The organism is Rhodopila sp. (assembly GCF_035548095.1).
Taxonomy (GTDB): domain Bacteria; phylum Pseudomonadota; class Alphaproteobacteria; order Acetobacterales; family Acetobacteraceae; genus Rhodopila.
The window spans coordinates 39,056-64,843 of the sequence record NZ_DASZUV010000005.1 but is presented as its reverse complement, the minus strand read 5'-3'; the positions used below and the strand labels follow the sequence as shown (position 1 = coordinate 64,843).

Annotated in this window: 22 protein-coding genes; 11 read left to right on the top strand and 11 right to left on the bottom strand. The window is 62.1% G+C overall.

The window, feature by feature from the left end; all coding sequences use genetic code 11:
* Nucleotides 1-256 precede the first annotated feature (256 nt).
* Nucleotides 257-382, bottom strand: a complete 126-nt coding sequence (locus VHC04_RS06340; RefSeq protein ID WP_325679179.1) for a hypothetical protein — start codon at nt 380-382, stop codon at nt 257-259.
* Between the two features lie 182 nt (nt 383-564).
* On the opposite strand from VHC04_RS06340, the gene VHC04_RS06335 reads away from it, so the two are divergent.
* Entirely contained in the window at nt 565-2,373 is a 1,809-nt protein-coding gene (locus VHC04_RS06335; protein WP_325679177.1) for a chloride channel protein, read from the top strand.
* A gap of 120 nt (nt 2,374-2,493) precedes the next feature.
* Here the strand turns inward: VHC04_RS06335 and VHC04_RS06330 are convergent, their stop codons facing one another.
* The 8 genes from VHC04_RS06330 to VHC04_RS06295 form a co-directional block, all read right to left on the bottom strand.
* Nucleotides 2,494-2,940: an MFS transporter gene (locus VHC04_RS06330; protein WP_325679174.1), complete on the bottom strand. Its 447-nt coding sequence runs from the start codon at nt 2,938-2,940 to the stop codon at nt 2,494-2,496.
* A 141-nt stretch (nt 2,941-3,081) separates the two neighbouring features.
* The gene (locus VHC04_RS06325; RefSeq protein ID WP_325679172.1) at nt 3,082-4,320 is read right to left on the bottom strand and encodes an ABC transporter substrate-binding protein; all 1,239 of its coding nucleotides are present in this window, start codon (nt 4,318-4,320) and stop codon (nt 3,082-3,084) included.
* A 277-nt stretch (nt 4,321-4,597) separates the two neighbouring features.
* Complete coding sequence (gene nrfD, locus VHC04_RS06320; RefSeq protein ID WP_325679170.1) at nt 4,598-5,572, bottom strand: NrfD/PsrC family molybdoenzyme membrane anchor subunit; 975 nt, start codon at nt 5,570-5,572, stop codon at nt 4,598-4,600.
* Between the two features lie 12 nt (nt 5,573-5,584).
* On the bottom strand, nt 5,585-6,484 hold the full coding sequence (locus VHC04_RS06315) for a 4Fe-4S dicluster domain-containing protein (RefSeq protein WP_325679168.1): 900 nt from the start codon (nt 6,482-6,484) through the stop codon (nt 5,585-5,587).
* Entirely contained in the window at nt 6,481-6,699 is a 219-nt protein-coding gene (locus VHC04_RS06310; RefSeq protein WP_325679166.1) for a hypothetical protein, read from the bottom strand. Before VHC04_RS06310 ends, VHC04_RS06315 begins: the two co-directional genes overlap by 4 nt.
* A gap of 17 nt (nt 6,700-6,716) precedes the next feature.
* Nucleotides 6,717-7,040 carry a hypothetical protein gene (locus VHC04_RS06305; protein WP_325679164.1) on the bottom strand — a complete coding sequence of 108 codons (324 nt, stop codon included), beginning with the start codon at nt 7,038-7,040 and terminating at the stop codon, nt 6,717-6,719.
* Nucleotides 7,033-10,230, bottom strand: coding sequence for a formate dehydrogenase (fdh, locus tag VHC04_RS06300; protein WP_325679162.1), 3,198 nt, complete (start codon nt 10,228-10,230; stop codon nt 7,033-7,035). The genes VHC04_RS06305 and fdh overlap by 8 nt, the downstream gene beginning before the upstream one ends.
* 98 nt (nt 10,231-10,328) lie before the next feature.
* Nucleotides 10,329-10,535 (bottom strand): hypothetical protein, encoded by a 207-nt coding sequence (locus VHC04_RS06295; protein WP_325679160.1) that lies wholly within the window; start codon nt 10,533-10,535, stop codon nt 10,329-10,331.
* Between the two features lie 289 nt (nt 10,536-10,824).
* Here VHC04_RS06295 and VHC04_RS06290 point away from each other — a divergent pair, with 289 nt between their 5' ends.
* From VHC04_RS06290 to VHC04_RS06275, 4 genes are read left to right on the top strand one after another with little or no spacing between them, the layout of a single operon-like run.
* Nucleotides 10,825-11,304: a (2Fe-2S)-binding protein gene (locus VHC04_RS06290; protein ID WP_325679158.1), complete on the top strand. Its 480-nt coding sequence runs from the start codon at nt 10,825-10,827 to the stop codon at nt 11,302-11,304.
* Nucleotides 11,220-12,320, top strand: a complete 1,101-nt coding sequence (locus VHC04_RS06285) for an FAD binding domain-containing protein (protein ID WP_325679156.1) — start codon at nt 11,220-11,222, stop codon at nt 12,318-12,320. The genes VHC04_RS06290 and VHC04_RS06285 overlap by 85 nt, the downstream gene beginning before the upstream one ends.
* The gene (locus tag VHC04_RS06280; RefSeq protein ID WP_325679154.1) at nt 12,320-14,605 is read left to right on the top strand and encodes a xanthine dehydrogenase family protein molybdopterin-binding subunit; all 2,286 of its coding nucleotides are present in this window, start codon (nt 12,320-12,322) and stop codon (nt 14,603-14,605) included. The genes VHC04_RS06285 and VHC04_RS06280 overlap by 1 nt, the downstream gene beginning before the upstream one ends.
* A 58-nt stretch (nt 14,606-14,663) precedes the next feature.
* Nucleotides 14,664-14,873, top strand: coding sequence for a KGG domain-containing protein (locus VHC04_RS06275; protein WP_325679152.1), 210 nt, complete (start codon nt 14,664-14,666; stop codon nt 14,871-14,873).
* A gap of 506 nt (nt 14,874-15,379) precedes the next feature.
* Here VHC04_RS06275 and VHC04_RS06270 read toward each other — a convergent pair.
* Nucleotides 15,380-16,933: an FAD-dependent oxidoreductase gene (locus VHC04_RS06270; protein ID WP_325679150.1), complete on the bottom strand. Its 1,554-nt coding sequence runs from the start codon at nt 16,931-16,933 to the stop codon at nt 15,380-15,382.
* Between the two features lie 111 nt (nt 16,934-17,044).
* The gene (locus VHC04_RS06265; protein ID WP_325679148.1) at nt 17,045-19,012 is read right to left on the bottom strand and encodes an APC family permease; all 1,968 of its coding nucleotides are present in this window, start codon (nt 19,010-19,012) and stop codon (nt 17,045-17,047) included.
* A gap of 804 nt (nt 19,013-19,816) precedes the next feature.
* Here VHC04_RS06265 and VHC04_RS06260 point away from each other — a divergent pair.
* Genes VHC04_RS06260 through VHC04_RS06235 form a run of 6 tightly spaced genes read left to right on the top strand, consistent with a single transcriptional unit; the run spans nt 19,817 to nt 25,784 of the window.
* Complete coding sequence (locus VHC04_RS06260) at nt 19,817-21,403, top strand: PQQ-binding-like beta-propeller repeat protein (RefSeq protein WP_325679146.1); 1,587 nt, start codon at nt 19,817-19,819, stop codon at nt 21,401-21,403.
* A complete protein-coding gene (locus VHC04_RS06255; protein ID WP_325679144.1) occupies nt 21,400-21,951 on the top strand; it encodes a c-type cytochrome in 552 nt (183 codons plus the stop codon). Before VHC04_RS06260 ends, VHC04_RS06255 begins: the two co-directional genes overlap by 4 nt.
* Entirely contained in the window at nt 21,948-22,952 is a 1,005-nt protein-coding gene (gene coxB, locus VHC04_RS06250) for a cytochrome c oxidase subunit II (RefSeq protein WP_325679142.1), read from the top strand. Before VHC04_RS06255 ends, coxB begins: the two co-directional genes overlap by 4 nt.
* On the top strand, nt 22,949-24,859 hold the full coding sequence (gene ctaD / locus VHC04_RS06245) for a cytochrome c oxidase subunit I (protein WP_325679139.1): 1,911 nt from the start codon (nt 22,949-22,951) through the stop codon (nt 24,857-24,859). The genes coxB and ctaD overlap by 4 nt, the downstream gene beginning before the upstream one ends.
* On the top strand, nt 24,856-25,464 hold the full coding sequence (locus VHC04_RS06240) for a cytochrome C oxidase subunit III (protein ID WP_325679137.1): 609 nt from the start codon (nt 24,856-24,858) through the stop codon (nt 25,462-25,464). The genes ctaD and VHC04_RS06240 overlap by 4 nt, the downstream gene beginning before the upstream one ends.
* Nucleotides 25,461-25,784 (top strand): hypothetical protein, encoded by a 324-nt coding sequence (locus VHC04_RS06235; protein ID WP_325679135.1) that lies wholly within the window; start codon nt 25,461-25,463, stop codon nt 25,782-25,784. The genes VHC04_RS06240 and VHC04_RS06235 overlap by 4 nt, the downstream gene beginning before the upstream one ends.
* Nucleotides 25,785-25,788: the final 4 nt, after the last annotated feature.

The following is a 25,788-nucleotide window of genomic DNA, read 5'->3' as shown; positions in this document are numbered from 1 at the left end:
CTGCCCTTTTGGAGATAGCATACAAGCAACAATACTGCGGCGGCCAGGGAAGTATTAAAACGGCCCAGAGGCACGCAGGAGGCCATGTTGTTGCACCATTCTAACCTACCGTATGAAAGAGGACTGGCAGCCGCGTCTGGTGACCATTGCGGAGCAATAGTACACGGCGCCAGAGCCTCTGGATCGTGGCGTCGCTCGATCAGCCCGGCCTCGGCCAAACCGTCCGCCAATTCCACAGCGCTGTGGTGCCGGATCTTCAGACGCTCGGCCAGCCTCCCAAGGTCGGACTGCGGTCGACCAGGAACCCCTTGATCGCAAGCAACGCCTGATGCTGACGGAACAGCAACCCGATACGGTTGGCCGCCACTCTGCTGAATTCCAAGAAGCAGCGGATCAGGGTACCGAAACTCGGAGAGCGTCCGATCATCCTGCCGATCAGGGCGTGCCCGCGGCTCCACGATCGGAATGTCTGCCACGTCCGTAAGATGGGGCATACACGCTTGTCCCGCGAATATATGTCGTGATACGACATATACACCCTCCGCACCCAAACACGAGACGCACGTGACCCAAACGACGAAGTCGCTCACCCGCTCGGCTGCCGCGCCGGGCCACGCACTCGCTGATCGCATCCGCCATCTTGGTGACTTCACAACCAATCCGCGTGTCCTCGTGATCTCGGCCATTGCCGTTGTCGTTGCGACAGGCGGGGTGATCGGCGGCATTATTCTGCTCAAGCTGATCACGCTGTGCACCAACTTGGCCTATTTTGGCGAATTTACGCTAAAGAGCCTGAAGCTGGGTGACTCACCGCTTGGCTTGCTCGCAGTCGTTGTGCCGGTCATTGGCGGTCTCATCGTTGGACTGATCGCCCGCTACGGCAGTGAAAAGATTCGCGGCCACGGCATCCCCGAAGCCATTGAGGCCATCCTGCTCGGCCGCAGCCGCCTGGATTGGAAGGTTGCTATCCTGAAGCCCCTTTCGTCAGCCATCGCCATCGGCACCGGTGGACCGTTCGGCGCGGAAGGGCCGATCATCATGACAGGCGGCGCCATCGGCTCGTTGATCGCGCAGTTGCTGCCGGTGAGCGACAGCGAAAGAAAGACGTTGCTCGTGGCTGGCGCAGCGGCCGGCATGACGACGGTCTTCGGGACGCCGATCGCTGCGATTATGCTCGCCGTGGAACTCCTCTTGTTCGAGTGGACACCCCGCAGTTTCGTTCCGGTCGCGGTGGCCGCAATTGTCGCGGACGTAGAGCGGACGGCACTGCACATGCCCTCCCCCCTGTTCGAGTTTCAAGGGGGTATGGACACGTCATTTCTGGCGCTGGGTTGCTGGATCCTGGTCGGGATAGCCGCCGGTCTTCTGTCCGGCCTGCTGACCCGCCTTGTCTATGCCTGCGAAGACGGATTCCTGAAGCTGCCCATCCATTGGATGTGGTGGCCAATGCTCGGCGGCGCGGTGGTCGGCATCGGCGGCCTTGTCGATCCGCGTGCGCTCGGCGTCGGTTACATCAACATCGCCAACCTGCTTCATGGCAATGTGCTGCCCCCGTCGGCCGTTCTTTTGCTGGTTGTGAAGGCCGTCATCTGGGCGGTGGCACTTGGTTCCGGAACCTCCGGCGGTGTGCTGGCTCCGTTGCTCATCATGGGTGGCGCCATGGGCGCGGCGGCGGCCCACGTCCTTCCTGCCGCGAGCCCCGGGTTCTGGGCCCTGATGGCCATGTGCGCGACCATGGGCGGAACCATGCGCTCACCGCTGACGGCGACGTTCTTCGCCGTGGAGTTGACTGGCAATACCCATGTCCTGCTACCACTGATCGCTGCTTGCGTCACCGCGCATCTTATGACGGTGCTGTTGATGAAACGCTCCATCCTGACCGAAAAGGTCGCGCGGCGCGGCCATCATCTGGCGCGGGAATATCGGGTGGACCCGTTCACCCTGACCCGCGTCGAAGAAGTGATGGTAAGGGAGGTGCAGACGCTGCCAGACACCATGACGCTGCATCAGGTTGCCGCCTACCTCGCCAGTCCCACGACAACGCACCCCAGTTTCCCCGTGGTCGACAGCGATCGCCATGTTCTGGGGATCGTCAACCCACCCACCGTGCTGAGCTGGCGGCGTGCCGGCAGGCACCGCCAGTCTCTTTTGAAGGATCTGCTGACGGACCGGAAGATCGTGACAGCCTATCCGGATGAATATCTGGAGACCATTGTTGATCGGATGATGGCTATGAACGTCGCGCAGATTCCGGTCATCTCACGGGTTGATTCCCGTCTTGAGGGATACATCGGCTGGAAGGATCTGCTTCGAGTCAGGAACAAATTGCAGGCTGAGGAAAAGCAGCGCGTCGTGTTCTACCGCGTGCGGTGATGGAGTGGCGGGGGAAGCCGGTCCCGCCACTCTGACGCCTCCCTGGCCCCGAAAGCGGCCATGGAACGGAGGCAACCAGGCTGCCAGATGGTGCCGGGCCGTCCGACCGAGGCGTTGGCTTCAGGTTGGACGGAGCGGTAGCAACACGGCAGATCCCGCGCAGCCGAGGGCGACGCAAAGGAGGATGATGGCGGTGAACCTTGCCAGGCTGGGTGCATAGGCACAGGCCAGGCCTCCAGCGACGCCTGTGCCATATGTCAGATAGCCAACTCTGATGTCACTGATCAGTCCTGTCGAACCCCCAACTGCAATCAACGGTCTCGGCCCGAAGCGATCGCCCAGATGACCGGCGACCGGCCCTGCGAGATAGAAGAGCAGGCCGCAAACAGACGACAGCGTGGACACGGACGCCCGGCTGACATCGAGACTGGCCATCATCGGATCGAAGAAAGCGCCGAAGCTATAGGAGATCCCGAAAACCACGAAGCCAACGACAAACGTTGCGGCAACGGTCAGCCAGGCCTCTGGCGTCTCCACGTGGCCGGCGGCGGCGGATGTATTCGGCACAAAGCCCTCGAAGCGCTGCTGGGCGGCACCTCTAGGTTCGTAAGGCGCCGCAAAACACTCCGGTTCTTGCCATCCTTCATGATCAACGGCGAGACGCCGCCGGGATCGGTCCGATGGATCGACCGGCGGCGACCGGCGGCCTTAGCTCTTGATCATCGGACAGTCGCCCTCGCTCATGGGCCGGAAGGCTTTTTCAGCCGGCACGGTGGCGACCACGTTGACCACGTCCCCCGGTTCGTGGCTCTCATCCGGCTTCTTTGCTCGCAGCAGGTAGGAAGGGTGGACCTTCCTGCCGTCGGCGCGGATGACCCCAGGGCCGAAGCAATCATCATCCGTTGGCATTGCTTTCATGGCGGCAACGACGTCCCTGCCGGATGCTTTTGCGCGCTCGACGCCGATTGCCTTCACCACCTTGAGATAGTGGGTGATCGAGCCATAGTTCCCGGCGTTGTCCATATTCGGGAAGACATTGGACGGGAGATAGGGGCGCATGCGTTGGTTGAAGCTGCGGGTGCGGTCGTTGAGATTCCAGTAGAAGGTTTCGTAGAGCGTCATGCCCTGCGCCACTTGCAGGCCGAGCGCTTGCACATCGGTGGTAAAGGCGGCTAGTGCGAGCAAAATCGTGCTGCCGCGGTTCAAGCCGAATTCGTTCGCTTGCTTATAGGCATTCAGAAAATCGGTCCCCGAGTTGGCGAAGGCGATCACCTTGGCGCCGCTTGCCTGCGCCTGCAGCAGGTAAGAGGAGAAATCAGTGGTACCCGGAAACGGAAACAGCGCGTTTCCAACTACCTTGCCGCCCGCCCCGGTGATGAACCGGGTTGCGTCGTTCTGCAGCGTCTTACCGAAGGTGTAGTCGGCGGTGATGAAGAACCAGCTGTCGCCGCCCTGTTCCAAAATCGGAATCGTCATGGTGTGAGCGGCGCACCAGGTATCCATCGTCCAATGCACCAGGTTGGGGCTGCAATATTGACCCGTGAGCGCGGAGGTTGCCGCGCCGGTATTGAGATGCACCTTGTCCTTGGCGGTAACAACGGTGTTACAGGCAATGGCGACAGCAGAGCTGCCGACGCCCACCACCACATCGACCCCGTCCTGATCGAACCATTGCCGCACGAGGCTCGCAGCGACATCCGGCTTCTGTTGGTGGTCACCGACGATCAAATCCACCGGGATCGACGGGTTGGCATCGGTGAATTCTTTGACCGCGAGCCGCGCGCAGGCGGTTCCGGTCGGGCCAGTGAGATCGCGATAGGGACCTGACTGGTCATCAAGCACACCGATACGAATGGACGCGGGGGTGGCGGAGCGGGCGTGCCGCATGGCAGGGGACGTAAGGGCAAGCGTCCCTCCTCCGAGCAAAACGCGGCGCGATAATCTCATGGACCGTTTCTCCTGATGGGGCCAGGTGCATAGCATCGGCCTCGCCGGCAGGCTATGTCTCCGGTGTCGGATCAGGGCGGCAGAAATAGCGCCTCGATTGTGTGGTCGGATCTGACACCGCACCGGTGATTTGATCTGCGCCTGCCTGCAATGCCGGAGGCCAGCATGAACGGGTTGCCCAATTTCTCCAGAGGACGGCTATCCACGAGGTCGCGTGCAACCGCCTTCTGTACGGCATCGCCCTGAAACACGCGGCCGCACCGACGACGACACTGAATTATGTCCCTGGCGGCAGATTCTCCGGCCGGGCGAAGCGGAAATAGTCGCGTGGACGATTAGCCGATTCGATGCCGGCTTCCAGAACGCTGACACGGAGACACAGGCTGCCGGCCAGCGCTATCCACGAGGCCCAGTGCTGCAGCCGGGTGTCGCGCCGCCTCGTGGCGATCGAAATCGCGTGCAGACCGACTGGAAGCAACATCCCGACGGTGGCGGCTGCCTGTAAGCCGTTGCCCTCCGTTCCCACCGAGATTCTTTTCTTGTGGCACGTGTTCTCGGAGGCGACGGTCGCCAGCGCTTCCACCATAAGTGCCACCACCATCAACGTATCGAGGTCGCGCGCAGCGCGATGACGGCCCCTATGCCGCGCGCCGAGCGAGAGAGCCGCCGCTCCGGCCGCCACGGAGGAACTGCCGAAACGAATGGCAAGCGCCTTCGGTGCGGCGGCCCAGAGCGGCGTGCTGGTCGCGGAGAGCAATGACGCCGTATATGTGCTCAAACCCGCGCCCGCGACCGCAGCTGGAATTTGCGTGACGCGGGCCACGCGGCGCAGCCGTGGCAGCCGGCCCGCCAATAGAGTGCAGCTCAGCGTCATGCCGCCGAACGCAGAGAACGCCATCAGCAGCCAGGTACCGATCGACATCGGCGACGTGCGCTTCAGGATCCGCAGCATGTTATAGAAGCGCTTAGGCGTGTTGAGATCGTAGATCAGCAGCGCCGAACCGACCGTGGGGGCCAGGGCCGATAACCACCGTCCGTACGAAACGACCGCTTCGTCCTTCTTCCGTCCGACCAGGTCGGCCACTGTCGACAGCAACTGCGCAGCGCCGGATAGGCCGGCCAGGAAAATATAGCCTCCGACCACCCACTTCTCGAATGGCGCTGCTTTCAGCGCGGGACGGCCGTAATAGGTCCGGTCCTCCTCCGGCCCTCGACCAATAGGCGTGGCGGAAGGCGGCTGTGTTGCGGTCAACGGAATCTCCGCTCAATCGGGATGGACGAACAGGGCCAATGCCGCGAGCGCCAGCCCGGCCACTGCCGCAAGTCCCGATACAAGGCTCGCCGCGACCCGGTTGGCCGGCCGGGTTGGCGCTTCCGGCAGGTTGTATGTCTCCGGCGTTTCCGTGAGCAGGAAAAAAGCATTCAGATAGGCGAGACCACCGGTCGCGCCTGGGCCACCCGGCGTGCCATAAAGATAGGCTGAGGTCACGCCAAGGCCATGCAATTCCTCGACGCGCCGCCTGGCCCGTTCCTGCAAGTCGGCAACTTCGCCAAACTGGATCGAATCGGTCGGACAGGACTTGGCGCAGGCGGGTTCCAGGCCACCCTTCAGGCGATCATAACACAGGGTGCATTTATGGGCCTTGCCGTCCAGCTTGCTGACATCCACCACACCGAACGGGCAGGCTGGCACGCAGTAGCCGCATCCGTTGCAGATATCCTGCTGCACCACCACCGTATCGAACTCGGTCTTGAACAGGGCACCGGTCGGGCAGGCCTCCATGCACGGGGGATTGTGGCAGTGCTTGCAGACATCACTCATCATCAGCCAGTTGCTTTGAAACGCCGGCATTCCGGTCGGCCGATCGGCAAGATTTTCGATGAAGGCTACATGCCGCCAGGTATTGGCTGAGAGCGCACCGGTATTATCATAGCTGTTGCCGGTCAGGCCAAGATGATCCGCCGGCAGGTTGTTCCATTCCTTACAAGCAACCTCGCAGGCCTTGCAACCGATGCACACGGTCGTATCGGTGAAGAACCCATACGACTTGCCGGAAACCACGCGGATTCCCGCCGTCAGCTCCGCTTCATCGGGCATCATGTGCGGCAGGCGGGAGTCGGGATATTCGAGCACACGCTTGCTGAGTGGCAGCCCCTTGCTCATGTTTCGGCCTCCTCGAGCACCTGCACCGAATGGGCGACGTGGCCGATGATGTCGTGCGCCTTCGTATAGGTCACGCGCACTTTCCTGCGATTGATCTCGGACAGTTGCTGCGGCTCACTGGCAGCGCGCCATGACAGGATGAAAAGGCGAGAGTCACCGTGCTCTGTCACCAGCATGAAGCGCCCTTCCTGCACCAGCAGGACGGTCCCTTCCATGGTTTTCCGCCCCTCTGTCATGCTTCGCCCGCCATGCTGAATTCGGCGGCTAACGCCGCGAAACTATCGCGCGCTTTCTCCAGCAGCACCCACGGCGGTGAACCGATCGGGTAATGCACGGCATAAAGCGCGCTCAGCACCGCGTTGAGTTTTGCAAGACGCTCCAGAGAAAGCGGGGGACTGCCCTTATCACGAATCCGGCCGGTCACGTGGTCCCGATAAGCGGTGAAGCAACGTGTCGCGGCGGAGAAATCGCGTGTTTCGCGATCAGGCCTCCGGCGCAGCAACCCGTCGATGTGCCGCAGCACCATCTCCGCGGAAGGGGGCTGCTCCTCAGGCATCGCGCCGACCTCCAGGTCCGGCAAGGCGGCCTTTGCGCAGATTGCAGGTCAGCGCCTTGGTGCTGTGAATACTGGTATTGGCGTCACCGAAGATCGCCAGCAGGACATTTGCGGTGTCGCCGTGGGCGTAACCTTCGTAGCCAAATACCCAAGGCATCCCGATCTGATAGATGACTCGCCCATCGATCGTAAACGGACGCAAACGATTGGTAATCATCGCTTTCACTTCGATCTCTCCACGCAAGGTGGACAAGATGACCCAATCGAGATGCGCCAGTTCCTTCTCCGCCGCAAGCTCCGGCGGGATTTCCACGAAAGCCTCCGGCTGCAACTCCGCCGTATGCGGCATCGCCCGAGTGGACAACCCGCCGCAATGTAGCTCGGTCAGCCGGAAGGTGGTCAACACGTAAGGGAAGCACGGGTCCGCCGTTTCATGAAGCTCATTGCCAGGACGGGGCCACATCTTCGTCACCGGGTTATTTTGCCGGTCGTAAAGAATGTTGCGAACGGGGCTTTCCAGCGGTTCATAATGCGTGGGCAAAGGACCGTCCTTCAATCCGGATGGCACGAACAGCATGCTCTTGCCATGCGGGATCATGATGAAGGGATCGATGCCGCTCAGCGCCTCCATGCCCACCGGATCCTTACTCCAATCCGGCCGATAATCCGGAGATTTATCGGGCTCGAAATCAGGCACGTCGTGACCGGTCCACCTGCTCTGCCGTTCATCCCACCAGACCAGACGCTTTGCCTCCGACCATGGGCGTCCTTCCGGGTCGGCAGATGCGCGGTTGTACATTTCGCGGCGGTTGGAAGGCCAGGTGAACGCCCAATTCAGATGCGTACCTGGCCCATCCGGCGGGTCCGGTTTTCTGGAGCGGGACTGGTTGTGGTCTTCATCGGGCGTGATACCGCAATAGAGCCAGCCGCCGCAGGCGGTGGTCCCGTCGTCCCTCAACTCCTGATAGCTGGAGAGCAGCTTGTTGCTGGTCAGGTCACGGCCATTGATCTCCTGCAGTACCTGCAGCGCATCCGGCTCTTGCTTCTGGCCGTGCAGCCGGTAATTCCAGGTCAACGCCTGGATCGCACCATCCCGTTTCGCCTGGCTGCCCGCATAGAGCCGTTTCAGCCGAATGCCGAGATGCACGATGAACCACAGGTCGGAGCGGCTGTCACCCACCGCTTCGACGACCTTGTCGTGCCATTGCACAAGCCGGCCGGTGTTGGTGACGGTGCCATCCTTTTCGGCCTGAGCACACGCGGGTAGCAGGAAGACCTCTGTGCCAATGTCTTCCGGCCGCAGCTCCCCGCGCTGCACCAGACGCCCCTTCTTCCAAAAACTGGCAGTCTCTGTCTCGAAGCTGTCGCGTACGACGAGCCAGTCCAGCTTCGACAAGCTCCGCTCCACGAGATCGGCGTTTACCGATCCGACGGTAGGGTTCTGGCCGAAGACAAACATCCCCTTTATGACGCCATCGCTCGCGGCGAGGGTGGAAGGTTGTTGGGAGTGATCGCCGACCATCTTTGGAATGAAGGAATAGCCGAAGTCATTTCGCATGGTCGCTGCGTCGCCGTACCAAGCCTTCAGCAAGCTGATGAAGTATTTCGGGAAATTGTGCCACCAGCCGGTCGGCACCGTCTCCGCTTTCAGCAGTTCCTTCAGTGTGTGGTGAGGTTTGGTCGCATTGGGTTGCGGCAGATAGGTTGGCAGCATGTTGTAGAGAGTCGGAAGATCCGTACTCCCCTGAATGCTGACATGGCCGCGCAACGCCATCACGCCGCCGCCCGGCCGGCCGACATTGCCAAGCAGGCTCTGAATGATCGTCGCAGCCCGGATGATCTGGACACCTGTTTCATGATGCGTCCAGCCGACGGCATAGCAAAAGGATCCGGTCTTGTCTGGTCCCGAGTTCTTTGTCAGTGCTTCGCACACCTTCAGGAAGGTCTCACGCGGACAGCCAGTGATGCGCTCCACCATTTCCGGCGTGTAGCGTTCATAATGGCGCTTCAGGATCTGGTAGACGCAGTTAGGGTCTCGTAATGTCCGATCCTCTGCCGGCGGGCCATGCATTCTTCGGGCGCCGAACAGGGTTTCGGTCGTCGAGGCATGATGCTGTGCGTGGTGTTCCGCCAGCGGCGAAGGCTCCTCCTCACCGGCCGGCTGCCACGTCTCAATCCGGTAGGAACCCCCTTTTTCGTCGAAACCCGAGAACAGGCCGTCAAGCTGTTCCGGATCCTGATAATCCTCCGAAATCAAGGCGGCAATATTTGTATACGCCATCGCCCACTCCTTGAACCAGAGATCATTCACCAGGATGTAACGAATGATCCCGCCCAGGAAGGCGATGTCGCTACCGGAGCGAATAGGTGCATGAAGATCGGCGAGGGCCGAGGTGCGCGTGAAGCGCGGGTCGACATGAATGATGGTCGCGCCACGTTGTTTCGCCTGAACGACGAAACGGAAGCCGACGGGGTGGTTCTCCGCCATGTTGGAGCCCATGATGACGATGCAATCGGCATCAGCCAGACTCCACAACTGCATGGTGGCAGCGCCGCGTCCGTAGGAGGTACCCAGACTGGGCACCGACGAGGAATGTCAGATTCTGGCCTGGTTCTCGATCCCGACGACGCCGAGGCCGCCGCCCAGCAGCTTCTTGATGAGGTAGTTTTCCTCATTGTCCATCGTGGCGCCACCGACCGAGGCGATGCCGAGAGTATGGTTGGCGACCGTGCCGTCCGGGAGGGCTTCGACAAAAGTCTCGTCGCGAGCCTGCTTGGTTAGCAGTGCGATTCGATCCATCGCCCAGTCGAGCGGCTTCTCCTCCCATACATCACTATAGGGCGCGCGGTACTTGACCTGGTTTACGCGTAGCGGACTGGTCATCAGACCCAGGGTGCCCCCGCCCTTCGGGCACAGCGTCCCCTGATTGACCGGGCTGCGCGGATCACCCTCGATATGAATGGGTTTGCCATCCTTGGCATAGACGAGCTGCGCGCATCCGACAGCACAAAATGGGCAGATGCTGGTTCCTATGGTGTCAGCGTCCTCCAGCCTCGGACGCAGCCGACGGGACTGCTCGCTCTGGGCGGCCTTGGCAAAGGGGCTTTGTCCGGCAAGCTGACGGGGTATCGACCAATCCTTGAAAAAACCGCTTGCGCGATCCCTCGGTAAACGGCGCAGTTCCTTCATTGGATCCTCCGACCAGGACCGCGTGATAACGCCGTGACGGCACTCATGGTTGCGGGTGCCGAAACACCTTCCAACCACCCTCGGCGATCACCTGCGCTTCAGTGCCTGGCAGGCATCTGGCGCATGGGATCCGATTGCCGCAACTCAGCGATTGCGGCCTCGGCATTCTGCCACCGCACCATGCCCGATGAGTCACCCCTCATACGTGCTTCTTCGAGTCTTTCTCTGGCGACTGCCATCGCTCGCTGGCCGTGAACGGCAATCAGGTTCTTCGCCAGATACATGTTCTCGCTCAGATCAGCCATTGCCTCCTCCTGGCACTCATACGCAATACATAGACCCTGGGCGACTGGCGTCCAACGGGCGGGGTAGGTGCAGGTGTTCCTTCACAACAACTTCATCGCTGCTCCTGGAGCCGGCCATAGCCTGTGCCGGAAACCCCCATCCCTGTGGCGGAGTTCCTGCAAGTACCGGGATCGCCTCATGCTCCCCAGAAGGTGGATCAGAGGGCATAGCGACACTGGGATTCCCCGGGGGATTCCCCGGGGCCCGATGGTTCCACCAGCCTGCGAACAGCGCTGCGAGGAAAGAGGCATGGACGTAAACCTCACGGTGAATGGCAGTGTCCACCACCTCACCATCGACGTTCGCATGGCCTTACTGGATGTGCTGAGGGAAAGGCTCGGACTGACTGGTACCAAAAAGGGCTGTGACCAAGGTCAATGCGGTGCATGCACCGTCCTGATCGACGGCCGCCGCGTGTTGTCCTGCCTGGTGTTGGCCGCGGCCGTGGAGGGTGGGGTCACCACCATCGAGGGGCTGTCCGGCGAAGGAGCGCCGCTGCATCCAATGCAAGACGCCTTCCTCCAATGCGATGCGTTCCAATGCGGCTACTGTACACCGGGTCAGATCCTTAGCGCGATCGCTTGCGTCACGGAGGGCCATGCTGGCAGCGAGCATGAAATCCGCGAATACATGAGCGGCAATCTATGCCGCTGCGCTGCTTATCCCAACATCGTGAAGGCGATACTGCAGGCGAAAGCCAAAATGCAGGCAACGGCGGAGGACGTCTGATGCGTCCTTTCATTCTCGATCACGCGCCCAATGCAGCCGCGGCGCTTCAGCTAGCGGCAATGACTCCGTCCGGCGACGGACGTGTTCAATATCTGGCCGGCGGCACGCAACTCCTCGACCTTATGAAACTGGACGTGATGCGGCCCGAGCGCCTCGTCAACATCAATGCGCTCCGTCGGGATCACGGACAGATCAACGCCGATTCGCACGGACTGACTCTGGGCGCGCTTGTCCGGATGGCGGACGCCGCGGATCATCCGCGAATCCGGCAGGACTACCCGGTGATTGCCGAGTCGCTGTGGATGGCCGCAAGTCCGCAACTCCGTAGCATGGCCAGCCTGGCTGGGAACGTCCTACAGCGGACACGCTGCAACTACTTCCGCGACACCAGCTGGGGCGGGTGCAACAAGCGCAGGCTTGGCTCGGGCTGCGCCGCTCTTGACGGTGTGAACCGGCGGCTCGCGGTGCTCGGCGTCAGCGAGCACTGCATCGCCAACTATCCCGGTGACTTTGCCAATGCCCTTGTCGCGCTTGATGCCGAGGTGGAGATCGCGGCGACCGACGGCAGCAGAAGGTGGCTCGTCTTCGAGGATCTGCACCGGCCGCCAGCCGACACGCCCCATATCGAGACGACGCTCGCGCCCGGGGATCTTATCACCGCCTTTCATGTGCCAGCCGGTCCGTGGACGCGCCGTTCGCTCTATCTGAAGATACGTGACCGAGCTTCCTATGATTTTGCTCTCGCCTCCGCCGCCGTGGCGCTTGATCTGACGCCATGTGGAGTGGTGAAGGTGGCGCGGATCGGCATCGGCGGCCTCACGGCAAGGCCTTGGCGCTCGCATGAGGCCGAGGCGATCCTCACGGGTCGCAACCTTGACGAAGCCAGCGCTGAAGAGGCTGCCGAAGCAGCCTTCGCCGCCTCCGTGACCCATGGACAAAATAGTTTCAAACCAGAACTTGGCCGCCGTACCCTGGTACGCGCGCTGCTCGAAGCGAAAGCGATGGAGATCAGTTGATGGACGAGCTGGCGCCCAATGCTGCCGTGTTCGGCATCCCCCACCTTCGCATAGATGGCCGTGCCAAAGTCACGGGTCAGGCCCTTTATCCCTCGGACGAGGCAGTTCCGAACCCCGCTTACGCTTTTCTGCTGACAAGCGCGATCGCGAAGGGTCGTATCAAACGATTCGATCTTCATGAGGCGCGTACCCTGCCCGGTGTTCTCGATATCCTGACCCACGACAATATTGGCGGCGATGCGAAGCCGCTGGTGCAGCAGGCGGGTGGCAAGGCCACGACCACCCTCGAAAGCAATCAGATCTGGCATGACGGCCAGGTAATAGGTGTGGTGGTGGCCGACACGTATGAAAGTGCCCGTGAGGCTGCCTATCGTGTCCGCGTGCATTATGAAAAGGAAGCGCCGGCCGCCACCTTCGGCAGCAAGGGCACCACGGAAGAAATCCGTGAACCAGGCGAACATGAAGATTTCCACATTGGCGACGCCGACTCCGCGTTTGCCGCGGCTGAAATCAGGATCGATGCCTGGTACGGCACTCCCACACAGCACCACAACCCGATCGAGCTTTTCACGACGACATGCGCTTGGAACGATGGTCAGCTCACGATTTGGGAGCCCAGCCAGTTCGTCTATGGCTTGCGTGCCAATGTCGCAAGGCAGCTTGGTATCGCTCCGGAGCAGGTGCGCGTCATCTCGAAATTCATCGGCGGAGCATTTGGCTCGAAGGGAAGCGCGACCGCCCGGACGGCTTGGATCGCGATCGCGTCGCGGCGCATGAACCGGCCGATCAAGCTGGTTGTCACGCGGGACCAGGGTTTCACGGTCGCTACCTATCGGGCCGAGACGCGTCACCATATCCAGATCGGGGCCACGCGGGCTGGCAAGCTGACAGCGTTGCGGCATAAAGGCTGGGAAGTGACCAGCCGCCCAAGTACCTATAATGTATCTGGTACCGAAACAACAGCCCGGATGTACGGCTGCCCCAATATTCTAACCAAAGTGAATATCGTCCATGCGGACCGCAATACGCCGGGTTTTATGCGCGCGCCGCCGGACACACCCTATATGTTTCCACTCGAATCAGCGATGGATGAACTGGCTTCGGCTCTCGGCATGGATCCGATCGAGCTACGTCGCATTAATGACACGCCTGTCGATCCGGCAACCGGCCGGCGCTTCTCCAGTCGCCATCTGATGGAATGTTTCGATGTCGGCGCCGCGCGGTTCGGATGGCAGGCCCGCGACCCGGTGCCTGGATCGATGAAGGATGGTGACTGGTTGATTGGCTGGGGCTGCGCCAGCGCCGCCTATCCGGCCAACATCGCGACCTGCACCGCCCGCGTCGTCCTGCACGGCGAAGGCCATGCCCGAGTGGAGATAGCGGGACACGATATCGGCACCGGCGCCTATACGGTGGCAGCGATGGCGGCGGCGGAGCGGCTGGGCCTGCCGGTCGAAAAGATTATGGTCCATATGGGCGATACGGATCTGCCGCCGGCGTCGCTCGCCGCCGGATCAAGCCATACCGCGAGTATCGCCCATGCCATCGTCAAAGCTTGCGATGAGTTGAGGGGTCGACTGATCCAGGCGGCGATCACCAGCAACGATGGCCCGCTCGCCGGCCGCGCGGCTGACAGCATAAACCTAGGGAATGGGCAACTTCTCTCTCGCGACGGCGCACATGAGACGGTGGCGGATGCGGTCAAGCGCCTGACCGGCGGAGCGCTGGAAGCCTATGCCGAGAACATCCCGAAGGGCCTGAACCAGGATACGGTCGGCAAGCTATATCAAGGGCAGCTGCCGATCTCCCGCGGCATCGGGCGTGAAGATGTCACGGCCTATGCTTTCGGCGCGCAATTCGTGGAGGTCCGAGTGCACAGGCGAACTTGCGAAATCCGTGTCCCCCGCATGCTTGGCACGTTTGCATCTGGCACGATCGTCAACCCGCTCACCGCGCACAGCCAGTATATTGGCGGCATGATCTGGGGACTTGGCGCCGCGTTGCTGGAGAAGACGGAGATAGATGAGCGATTTGCGCGTTACGTCAATGATAATATCGCTGAATATTACATCCCTGTGAGCGCCGATATTTGCAAGGCTGAGGCGATCATGCTTCCAGAACATGACAGAGACGTTAATCCGCTCGGCATCAAGGGTATCGGCGAGATCGGCATTGTCGGTGTCAATGGCGCGATCGCCAATGCCGTGTTCCACGCCACCGGCCGGCGCGTGCGGGAGTTGCCGATCCGGATTGAGAATTTGTTGTGTCCTGATCGAGCCCAATGAACCGGAAAGGATTTCAGTCGTTCTCTTATCGGCTATCCGCAAAACAGGAGGATACAGAGTGGCGACGAAGAACGAGCACGGTTCCGACTCCGGGCAACATTCCTCGCATGGCGCCGAGCGCAACAAGAGCGCGGCGGGTCAGAGGGGCGTATCGCAACAGCAGGTCGGTAGCGGAAAGGCGCACGATCCCAACAACTTCGCCAACGATCCGGAGCGCGCTGCGGCCGCAGGACGCAAGGGAGGCCACGAGAGCCATAAGAACGGCTGAACCGAATTGGCTTCGAACTGAACGAGCGGCCGGTCGGATTCGTCCTCCGGCCGTTTCAGTGTTCACCGGGCGGTCAGCTGACCTTGCCCGCGTTCCAAGTAGCGCGCATGACTCGCCTTTAAGGACGAATCTTTCGCCGGCGCAAATCGGTATCCTTCACCGTCCGCGTCGAGGGGATCGGTCCAGGGGCGTTTCGCGGTGGATCTCGGTTTTCGTCGCCTTGGGGACCAAGATAGGGCTTTGACAAGCTTCCTTCAGGCAAGGCTGCGCTGTCTCCCACATAAGCACGCTCCGTGCTGTGCGGGTGTCTGGCCAGCCGTCCCGTCGGATCAGACTGCCTGATCCTTCCTTCTGGTTGCTCCTTGCGATTCATCCTTGAATTCCCTCCAAAGACAGTCACTCGACAAGAACGCTAGGGAAAGAATGGGGTTCAGAACCGCCGCCGGTATCGCCGTCGCGAAGGCTGGTCGCTAGGCCTTACCAAGAACCGACCGGTCGCAAACTTCTCAGATTCGCGATAGCTGCTGTTGCAGGACGTTCGGCGCCCACATGCGTCGTTCGGTCAATAGAGCCAGTGCTTCAGCGATCTGGCGATCGCGGTTCCAGCCGGCGATCGCGGCAACCTGCCCCTGGCGGACGTACATGGCCAGGAAATCGAGCTCCTCCGGATTTCCGTCTATTACGATCTCATCCCAATCAGCGGCGTGTCCAAGATAGTCCAGGCGTTGGTGATAAAGGATCGTCCAAAAGACCGGGACAGCCTCATAGGCCTGCCGGCGACCGAGCATATTCAAAGCCGCTACCCGGCCATGCTGCTGCGCGACACGCCAGTGCTCCACGCGCACGAGACCTTCGCCGCTGGTGAGCGGAAACGCTGCCAGATCGCCGGCCGCGTACAGATCGTCCGATACACGCAGGTGGGCGTCCACAGGGATACCGCCATCATCCAGCAAGGTGATGGTCCGCACCGGCGCGGTCATCGGTGTCACGCCCAGGCCGGCGACGACCAGATCAGCCGGCAAGACGGAGCCATCCTGCAAGGCCACCTGACGGACCCATCCGTCACCCTCAATCGCCGCCACCCTCATACCGAGCCGGAAGGTGACGCCCTTGCGCTCATGCAATTCTTGGAAGGCGTGCCCGATCTCTGCACCAAGGCGACTCGCCAGCGGTGCCTTATCGGGTGCAGCAATCGTGACCTCAAGCCCGCGCTCACGCAGGCTGGCCGCGGCCTCCATCGCAATGAAGCCTGCCCCGATGACCACAACCCGTCGCGCGTGCCGTGCGGCGGCGACAATGGCTTCCGTGTCCTCAGGCCGGCGCAACACAAAAACACCGGGAAGCTCGGAACCCGGAAACGGAAGTGGACGCGGTTCGGAGCCCAGTGCAATGAGAGCCGCGTCATACGATAGTTCTGTGCCGCCCGCGAGGTTCACACGCTTTGCGCGCAAATCGATCCCTGTCACCAGTCCCTGGCGACGTTCTATCCGTTGGCGCTCATAAAAGTCCGCGTCCAGCAGAGGCGTTTTTTCGCTGCCTTCCCGACCAGAGAGATCGTATTTGCTGAGGCGCGTGCGATCGTACGGCAACCGCGCTTCCTTGCTGATCATTACGATGCGCCCGGTAAACCCCTCCTCGCGCAGGCATTGAGCAGCCGACACACCAGCCGCTCCCGCGCCCAGGATCAGAAAGCACCGACGATTACGCCCGCTGCTCAGGTTCGGGAGCGGCGGGCGCGTTTGCTTCGGCGTCAGCTCCACCCGGATCACACCTTCCGCCTCGCGGACCGGGTAATATGGCAGGTCGTCCATGGCCGGTGGCTCTCGTCGATGACCGGAAACCAGATCGAACGCGGCTTTGTGCCAAGGACAGATGACGGTGGTGCCGTGCAAGACGCCTTCGGCGAGGGGACCGCCCGCGTGTGGGCATTTGGCACCGACAGCGTGGCATCTCCCGTCAACCCGGCCCAGCATGATCTCACGGCCATGCAGGGAGAAGCCGCGGAGTTCGCCTTCCTGTATCGCCGTACTGGCGCAGACGATCTGTTCGGTTGCAACCATGGCTGCCTTCCACATTCCCGGTTACCTGAAGCCAGGGTGTGTTACTCCACGGTCAGATGGGTGGCTGTTCACCCGAAAATAGACACCATCCAGGACACGTCGCGGCGAGGTTCATCTTGAGGATCCGACGGCGCCGGTTTCCTGCGAATTCTGTTCCTTGGCGCGACCGATTTCCTCCAGGCGCCAGGGCGTACTGATCACGATGAGACGTGACCCCCCATATCGCAGCAGCCGGGAGCGCAAATTCCGGGCACGATGGGCATGAAGTAAGTACTGATACCAGTGCGGCTTCACGATCTCGGGAATAAGAACAGCAATCTTTCTCTGGCCGAATGTCCGCTCGAGATCGGACGCAAGCCTCAGGAACGGTTCGTGAATCGTCCGGTATCGCGCCTGCGTGACCATTAAGCGCGGCGGCTGGAGCCCTGCGGCCATAGCTGGCTTCTCGACATGGTCGCGCCATTGGGCGTGAAGGTTACGGTCCTCCTCCTTGGTTTCGGGACCTGATAGCCGCGTCAGGTGGACTGCGATTACATCGGACGACAATGTGAGAGCGAATTCTACTGCTTTTGCCGAGAGCTGGTTCCAATGCTCGATCGCGACCAGCACGATCGGGGGCGCCACGGCTGTCAACGCCAGCACGGCTGGTCCATCCAGCGTGGCGGCGAGGCGGTCGTAATACCGCCGGACCGTCCTGAGCAGGACGATCACCATCGGAATCACCAGAATTGTGATCCAGGCGCCTTCAACGAACTTTGCGACAGCGATAACGCCCAAGGCTGATCCGGTTGTTATTGCGCCGATGAGACTGATCGAGAGATGCAGGCAATGCCTGCGTCGTTTGTGGCCGGGTGGTGCCTCTCTGGCTTGACGCCGCCAATGGATGACCATGCCCGCTTGCGACAACGTGAATGTCAGAAAGGCCCCAATCGCGAAAAGGGGAATCAAGCTGTCGGTAATGCCCCCGAACAGCACGAGGAGCGCGCTGGCGGCGACAGCGAGATAGAGGATGCCGACGGACAGAACGAGTCGCCGCCCGGCGATGGCAAACGGTTTAGGCAGGAAGCCATCTTCCGCCACCATTCGGCACATGCGCGGGAAATCGACGAAGCTCGTGTTGGCTGAAAGCGCGAGAACGGCCAGCGCGGAGGCCATGGCGATATAATAGAAGGTGCCGTTCCCGACAATGGCGGCGGCGAGCTGGGAAAGTACGCTACGATAGCCAGTCTGGGTCTGATCCATCGCGCCAATGCGAAAAGCCGTTGCGAGATAGGCGATTCCTATAAGCAGGGTGCCGAGTATGGTGACGATGCCCGCCAATGTACGGTGTCCGTGGCGAACCGTTGGCTCTCGGAAGGCGCTCATGCCGTTGCTGACCGCTTCGACACCGGTCATGGCGGTGCATCCACTCGCGAAGGCGCGTAGGAGCAACCATAGGCCAACGGCTTCCGTCGCCCCAGGAAGGACGGGCGGCGCCACGATCGGCTGAGGATGACCATCCGACAGCACCGTTCTGCCGGCTCCGATCGCAAGAATAGCGATGAAGCTTGCGACAAAGGTGTAGGTCGGCAGCGCGAAGAGCCGGCCCATGTCCAAAGTGCCTCGCAGGTTCACCATCGTGATCAGCACCAGGATGCCGAGGCAAAGGGGAAGGATATAGGGGTGCAGCGAGGGCACCGCCGAGACCAGGGCTCCGACGCCGGCGGATATGCCAACAGCAACATTGAGGACATAGTCGATCATCAATGCCGCGGCCGCGAGCAGCGAGGCGGATATGCCGAGATTTTCCCGAGCGACGATGTAAGCCCCGCCATTATTGGGATAAGCCTTAATCGTTTGCCAGTACGAAACAAACAGGACGAGGAGCAGGCCCACGATCGGTGCCATCACCCAGCTGATGTAGGCGAGACTTGCCCCGCCAAGCGGAATCATGACGCTGAGTGCCGCTTCGGGCCCGTAGGAGGCAGAACCTAATCCGTCCAACCCCATCGCTGGTATGCCCTCGAAGACACCGATCCTGCGCTCGCCATGTTCGCGATTCGCCAGGCGACGGCCGAACAGGAATTTAAGAAGATCCACCGACTTCTCCACGACGGATAGGCTTTGCCGTAGAGAAGGTCGGTAGGATAAGACTAGTTTCGGCCATCTGGCCGGAAGCCAAACTCCTCCGGGTAAGGCTTCACCAAAAATTTATCTCGGTAGAGCGGCCGTTGGCTTGCTCAGCAAGCAAGCAATGCGGCGATAATACTGGGCCGAATGTAAATATACTCGCCTGATGATGATCAAAATCGGCTTTAATTTTGAAGGCTTGCCACCTTTGTTGACTTTACGGAGCAGGCCATGCCGACATTGGAAATACATCGTGAGGTCGTCGCTGAGATGAGTAAAGAGACCGCGGCAAACCCTTTGCGAGCAAAGTGGGTCGGACTGGGGTTGGAACGTGACGGCGCAATGCGGGCGAACGTCGTGGCTTTGGGCTAATGGCGCGAGTCACTACCACTGAAAATTGAATTGCGGCTGAATTTTCCTCAAGCGTAGCTATTGCCGGTTATGCACTGGCCTGTCACCGCGATGGCACCAGCCGGGCGTGTGCGTGGTTCGGTTGGGGCATGGAACCACGTCCATGCCTGATATGTTTTTCGATGTCGTTAACGGCGGAAATCGGAGCGTCCATCGATGCGGCCTGCAAGATCGAAAAACGGGCGCCTGATCGCGTTTCGCCGAATTCCACGACAATTTTGGAAGACTGCAATTCCTCCGTCGATGACGGAGTGAACGATGTCGGACAGGCGTAGTCGCCGGGGCGGCGACAGCCTATTCAAGCTGGAGCGGTGGTGCGCTTCCTTTTGGCTGGCCGTCCTATCGGCATGCCTGTTTCCTCAGATGCTTTTGACCGCCGCACCGCGCGACCCGCCGCATGTCCTGCTGAGTTGGCGGGCCGGCCAGCGCGGGCTTCCTTCCATCGCCGTTAGTGCCGATGGGCGGATGCTGTTTGTGCAGACGGCTTTTCCGTCGACCGTCACCGCGTTGGATCTGGCCGTGCCGGACCATCCGGTCGCGTGGCGCGCATCCCTCGGGGAGGAGACCTCGGCGGAGGGGCTGAGCTGCTGTGCGCCACCAGGTTCACCCGCTCCGGCTGAAAGCCGCCTTTTCGTCAACGGACCGGATGGGCATGTCCGCGCGCTCGACGCGCGCACGGGTGCCCAGGTCTGGGATCGGCCGCTTGCGCGCATCGACGAGGCGGAGCTGCTGCTCGGCGCACCGCTGCTGGCGAGGGGAAAGGTCTTTGTGGGCACGGGCAACGATGATTTCGGCGTACGAGGCTCCGTCGCGGCGCTGGACCTGAGTGACGGACATCTTCTTTGGCGCCGCTACACCACCGGGCCGGACGCCGATGTGGGCATCGGCGCCGGCGGCGGGGACACAGGCATGACGAGTTGGTCTGGAGATGGCTGGATGCATGGCGGTGGCGGCCTGGCTGGCCCGCTGGTGTTCGATCCCATGCTCGATCTTTTGTTTTACGGAACGGGCCATCCCGCACCCTGGAACCCGGCGCTGCGCCCCGGCGATAACCGTTGGACGTCCGGCCTATTCGCCCGCGATCCAGCGACCGGCGCAGTGCGCTGGTTTCTTGGGCTCGCGCCACACGATCTCTATGCGTTGGGCGCGGCGGGTCCCCTGATCCTGGCGACGGAGCAGGGAAACCGCGTCCTGCTGCATCCCGACGCGAATGGCTTCCTCTACACGCTCGATGCCGCGTCTGGTCGCATGCTCTCTGCGCGTCCGTTCGTCGCGCAGACCGCGCTGCGGCACGTCGACCAGACAACGGCGCGACCGGATCGCAACCCCGCCATGGCGCTTGCGACGAACACCACCACGCGTGGCATCTGCCCAGCCTGGCCGGGCGCGGTCGGCGCAGAGGGGGCCGCATTGTTATCCGGCACGACGTTGCTGTTGATCGCGGTAAATCGCATGTGCATGGACTTCGAGCCGCGCCAGGCGGGCTTCATCGCCGGCACGCCCTTCATCGGCGCGAATATGCGCATCACACCGCCGGTGCGCGGTGCGTCAGGTCGGGTGGTCGCGTGGGATCTCGTGGCGGGCAGGCAAGCATGGGCGGTGGATGAAGCCTATCCTCTCATCGGCGGCATCGTGGTGTCGCCAGAGGCGGGCGTGATTTATGGCACGCTCGACGGCTGGCTCCGAGCGATCGGCCCTGATAGCGGCCGGTTGCGGTGGAGCGTGGATGTAGGCGCGCCGGTCCCGGGCCGCCCGTTGCTGTTTGTATTGCCCGATGGGCGCCACGCCGTGGCGGTCGCGTCCGGCACGAGCGGGCCGGTCGCGAGTATCCTCGCCGGCAAACGCGACATGCGGGACGCCACGGCGGGGCATGGCTACGCAAATGTGCTGAGCGAGCTGAAGCCGCCGGCTGATCCCAGCGGGCGCGTCACCGTGTTTGTCCTGCCATGACCCGCGCGCTTGCCATCCTGCTGGCGATAGCGTTGACGACGGGCGGCTGCAAGCGTGAGCAGCGTGATTTGCGAACGGACCCTCCGGTGGCGGCGGCGCTGAATGACGTGGCGGTCCTGCCCGGCGGTTTCGGGGGCGGGATTGGCGGCGCGTTGCCTCCGGTGCTCTCCGTGCTCGGTTATCCGTTTGACGGGAACGCGTATCAACTCGGCGAGGGCAAGCGGCTCTATGGCGGCTTCAACTGCGAGGGTTGTCACGCACAGGGCGGTGGCGTGACAGGGCCGGCGCTGACGGACGGGTGGTGGCGTTACGGGCCGGATCGGGTGTCGATATTCGTAACGCTGCGGGACGGACGGCCGCACGGCATGCCGGCCTTCGGCGGCAGGCTCACGACGGATCAGCTTTGGCAGCTCACCGGCTATATCAGGAGCATGGGTGCGTTTCTCCCACCGTCCGGGGCGCCCAGCCGGAACGACGAGATGCAGGCTCGCCCCTCCGAGAACCGCACGCCGGCCGCGATGCCTCCCCGCATGGCCCCAAGCCGATGAGCTCGGCCCGTCACCGTTTTCCGTATGCTATCGTAACGCCATTGCTGCTGGCCGCCTGTTCCGGCGCGCAGTCCGCTTTCACGCCTGGCAGTCCGCAGTCGCAGGCGTTGCGCTCGCTGTTCTGGCTCATGACGATCGTCTGCGGCGTCATCTGGCTGCTGGTGATGCTGTCGCTGATCCTGGCGATATGGCGCCGCGGACCGGCAGCGCTGGCCGGATCGCCGCAGGAGCGGCGCGCGACGATGGTTGTTGGGACGTGCGTCATGGCCACGGTCGCCGTCATAGCCGCCCTGACCGTAGTGAGTTACGCCGCCACGCGGCGAATGGCCGAGGCGGGGGCCGAGGAGCCGCTGACCATCCGCGTGCGCGCCAGCCAATGGTGGTGGGAGGTCGAGTATCCCGACACCATAGCCTCGCACGGCTTCATCACGGCGAATGAGATCCACGTTCCGGTCGGCCGACCGGTGCGGGTCGAGTTGGAGGCGGCCGACGTAATCCACTCATTCTGGGTGCCAGGCATTGCCGGCAAGCTGGATACGATCCCCGGCCGGACCAACACGCTCACTTTCACCGCCCGGCACATCGGCGTTTACCGTGGTCAGTGCGCGGAGTTCTGCGGCCTGCAGCACGCTCACATGGCACTGCTGCTGGTCGTGCAGGATCCGAGGGGATTTGCGCGGTGGGAGGACGTACAGCGTACCCAGGCGGTGACTCCAAGCGACACCGAGCAGATGCGCGGGCGCGAGGTCCTGGTCTCGCGCCAGTGCGCGGCCTGTCATACCGTGCGGGGAACGATGGCATCCGGCCGGTTGGGGCCGGATCTGACCCACATTGGCGGTCGCGCCTTCCTCGCTGCTGGATTGTTGCCGGTTACGCGTGGCTCGCTCGCCGCGTGGGTTGCCGATCCGCAGACTCTGAAGCCGGGCAACAACATGCCGCTCGTTCCCCTCTCGCCCGACGATCTGCGCGCGGTCTCCGCCTATCTGGCGGCGTTGAGATGAGTGGCGCGCTTGAACAGGACACGCGCGATACGGCATTGCCCCCGGAGAGGCTCGCATGCGAACTGGCGCGTGTGTGGCGCACGCCGCCAGGGCTGCTGGGTTTCATCGGCACAGTTGATCACAAGCGCATCGCGCATCGCTACATAGCCACCGCGTTCGTTTTCCTTGCCCTTGGCGGCGTGCTTGCCCTCGCGATGCGGCTGCAGCTCGCACGACCAGAGGCGCGGTTGATCGGACCGGACCGTTACAACCAGATCTTCACGATGCACGGCGCAACGATGATGTTCCTGTTCGCCGTTCCTGTGATGGAGGCGATGGCGGTTTACCTGGTGCCCCTGATGGTGGGCACGCGCAACATCGCCTTTCCGCGGCTCAACGCCTTCTCCTATTGGATCTATCTCGCCGGTGGCATCCTGTTGTGGGCGGCATTCGCCATCGACATGGGGCCGGACGTCGGATGGTTCGCCTATGTGCCACTTTCCGGACCGAACTACGGTTCGGGCAAGCGTGCCGACATCTGGGCGCAGATGATTACGTTCACCGAACTCGCTGCCCTCGCCGTGGCGGTCGAAATCGTGGTGACGGTGCTGAAGCAGCGGGCGCCGGGTATGTCGCTCGACCGCATCCCGCTGTTCGTCTGGTCGATGCTGGTGACGGCGTTCGCGGTGATCGGTGCGTTGCCGGCGATCATGGTTGCCAGCACCTCGCTGATCCTCGACCGCCTGGTCGGTACGCATTTCTACAATCCAAGCGAGGGCGGTGACGTGTTGCTCTGGCAGCATCTGTTCTGGTTCTTCGGACATCCAGAGGTCTACATCATCTTCCTGCCCGCGGTCGGCATGGTCTCAACCATCATCACCACCTTCGCGCGCCGGCCGGTCTTCGGCTACCTGGCCCTTGTCCTTTCCGCCATCTCGACCGGCGTCCTCGCCTTCGGGCTTTGGGTGCACCATATGTTCGCCACCGGGCTGCCGCGTCTGGGTGAAAGCTTCTTTACCGCGTCGAGCATGGCGATCGCCATTCCAAACGGTGTACAGATCTTCTGCTGGCTGGCGACGCTGGCGCTCGGGCGGCCGGTGTTGCGCGTGCCGATGCTGTTCGTGCTCGCCTTCTTCTTCACCTTCATCATCGGCGGCATGACCGGCGTGATGGTGGCGTCGGTGCCACTCGATACACAGGTGCACGATACTTATTTCGTCGTCGCGCATTTCCATTACGTGTTGATAGGCGGCTCGGTCTTTCCGCTCATCGGTGCCGTCTACTACTGGTTTCCGAAGATCACCGGCCGGATGATGAGCGAATATGTCGGCCGCTGGGTAGCTGGCTTGCTGTTTGCCGGCTTCAATCTGACGTTCTTTCCGATGCACATCCTCGGACTCATCGGCATGCCACGCCGTGTCTACACCTATCCCGCGTCGCTGAGCTGGGGCGGGCTCAATCTGTTCGTCAGCATGAGCGCCGTTGTGCTTGCGCTGGGTTTCCTGCTGTTTTTCGTCGACGCGCTGCGCAGCATGCGCGGCGGCGCAGTAGCCGGGTCCGATCCGTGGGGCGCGCCAACACTGGAATGGGCCACCCCCTCGCCACCCCCCAGCTATAACTTCGCGTATATCCCGGTGGTCAACGGTCTGTATCCACTCTGGGATGACGCGACCGGCGTAAACGTCGCGACCGGGCTGCGCGTCGATCGGCGCGAGCTCATCGTCAGTTCCGTTACGGAGGCGCGGCCAGAGGCGCGTGAATCCTCACCACGGAACTCGGTTTGGCCGTTCTGGACCGCGATCGCGACCAGCGTCGTGTTGATATGGTCGATTTTCTCTCCATGGGCCGTGGTGTGGGGCAGCGTCCCGATCGGTATCGCGTTGATCGGCTGGTTTTGGCCGAAGGCGACGCCGGAGGATCTGGCATGAGACAGCCGCGCGTCGTCGCCGACCTTTCGAAGCTACCGCTGCATGGCTTTGAGACCGCCAGCCTTACCTGGTGGGGTACGCTCGCCTTCATGCTGATCGAAGGGACGGGATTTCTGCTGACGATTGCTGTCTATCTCTACCTCGTGGCGGTCGCGCCGCGCTGGCCGATCGGCGCGCCGCCGCCGGACTGGCGGGCGGGCACCGCCACGACGCTTGTGCTGCTTTTGAGCCTGGTGCCGAATGTGATGATCGCGCGCGCGGCGGAGCGCCAGGATATCCGCCGGGTGCGGGTACTGCTGATCGTGATGGCGGCATTCGGCACCGCGCCCATCCCGCTGCGCGTGTTGGAATTCCGCTCGCTGAACGTGCTGTGGGACAGCAACGCCTACGGCTCCGTGACATGGTTCCTGCTTGGCCTGCATTCGACGCATTTCGTGACGGATCTCGCCGAAACCTTCGTGCTGGTCGCCGTGATGTTCACTCGGCACGGCGAAAACCGCCGGCGGTTCGGCGATGTTCAGGACAACGCGCTCTACTGGAATTTCGTGGTGTTCACATGGCTGCCGATCTACGCCGTTCTGTATGGCGTGCCGCGTCTGACATGAGCGACGCTGGGCAAACGCGGCGTCTCTGGTTCGCCTGCGCCGGGCTGATCGCCGGACCGTTGCTCTGGGCGGCGAGCACGCAACTCGGCCTCATCCTGACCTACCCGCAATGCGCTGATCAGCTGCCGCTGTCCGCCATCGCGGTCGGTTTCCTCGTTACGCTGTCACTTGCGGCGGCTTATGTTTCGTGGCGCGAGGTCGTCCTTGTGGCGCCGGGCGCCTTCGTGGCGTGGCTCGGAACGCTGGTCGGCCTGATCTTCACCTTCACGATGATATTGCAGGGTCTCGCCGGTCTCGTCCTGATCGGATGTGAACAATGAGGCG

What these genes read in the sequence shown, in the direction of transcription:
- VHC04_RS06290 (WP_325679158.1), top strand. Translation starts at nt 10,825, where the DNA reads ATGGACGTAAACCTCACGGTGAATGGCAGTGTCCACCACCTCACCATC.
- VHC04_RS06305 (WP_325679164.1), bottom strand. Translation starts at nt 7,040, where the DNA reads ATGCCTGAGGAGCAGCCCCCTTCCGCGGAGATGGTGCTGCGGCACATC.
- VHC04_RS06260 (WP_325679146.1), top strand. Translation starts at nt 19,817, where the DNA reads ATGCTTTTGACCGCCGCACCGCGCGACCCGCCGCATGTCCTGCTGAGT.
- VHC04_RS06240 (WP_325679137.1), top strand. Translation starts at nt 24,856, where the DNA reads ATGAGACAGCCGCGCGTCGTCGCCGACCTTTCGAAGCTACCGCTGCAT.
- ctaD (WP_325679139.1), top strand. Translation starts at nt 22,949, where the DNA reads ATGAGTGGCGCGCTTGAACAGGACACGCGCGATACGGCATTGCCCCCG.
- coxB (WP_325679142.1), top strand. Translation starts at nt 21,948, where the DNA reads ATGAGCTCGGCCCGTCACCGTTTTCCGTATGCTATCGTAACGCCATTG.
- VHC04_RS06295 (WP_325679160.1), bottom strand. Translation starts at nt 10,535, where the DNA reads ATGGCTGATCTGAGCGAGAACATGTATCTGGCGAAGAACCTGATTGCC.
- VHC04_RS06235 (WP_325679135.1), top strand. Translation starts at nt 25,461, where the DNA reads ATGAGCGACGCTGGGCAAACGCGGCGTCTCTGGTTCGCCTGCGCCGGG.
- VHC04_RS06270 (WP_325679150.1), bottom strand. Translation starts at nt 16,933, where the DNA reads ATGGTTGCAACCGAACAGATCGTCTGCGCCAGTACGGCGATACAGGAA.
- VHC04_RS06255 (WP_325679144.1), top strand. Translation starts at nt 21,400, where the DNA reads ATGACCCGCGCGCTTGCCATCCTGCTGGCGATAGCGTTGACGACGGGC.
- VHC04_RS06280 (WP_325679154.1), top strand. Translation starts at nt 12,320, where the DNA reads ATGGACGAGCTGGCGCCCAATGCTGCCGTGTTCGGCATCCCCCACCTT.
- VHC04_RS06310 (WP_325679166.1), bottom strand. Translation starts at nt 6,699, where the DNA reads ATGGAAGGGACCGTCCTGCTGGTGCAGGAAGGGCGCTTCATGCTGGTG.
- VHC04_RS06325 (WP_325679172.1), bottom strand. Translation starts at nt 4,320, where the DNA reads ATGAGATTATCGCGCCGCGTTTTGCTCGGAGGAGGGACGCTTGCCCTT.
- VHC04_RS06315 (WP_325679168.1), bottom strand. Translation starts at nt 6,484, where the DNA reads ATGAGCAAGGGGCTGCCACTCAGCAAGCGTGTGCTCGAATATCCCGAC.
- VHC04_RS06285 (WP_325679156.1), top strand. Translation starts at nt 11,220, where the DNA reads ATGCCGCTGCGCTGCTTATCCCAACATCGTGAAGGCGATACTGCAGGC.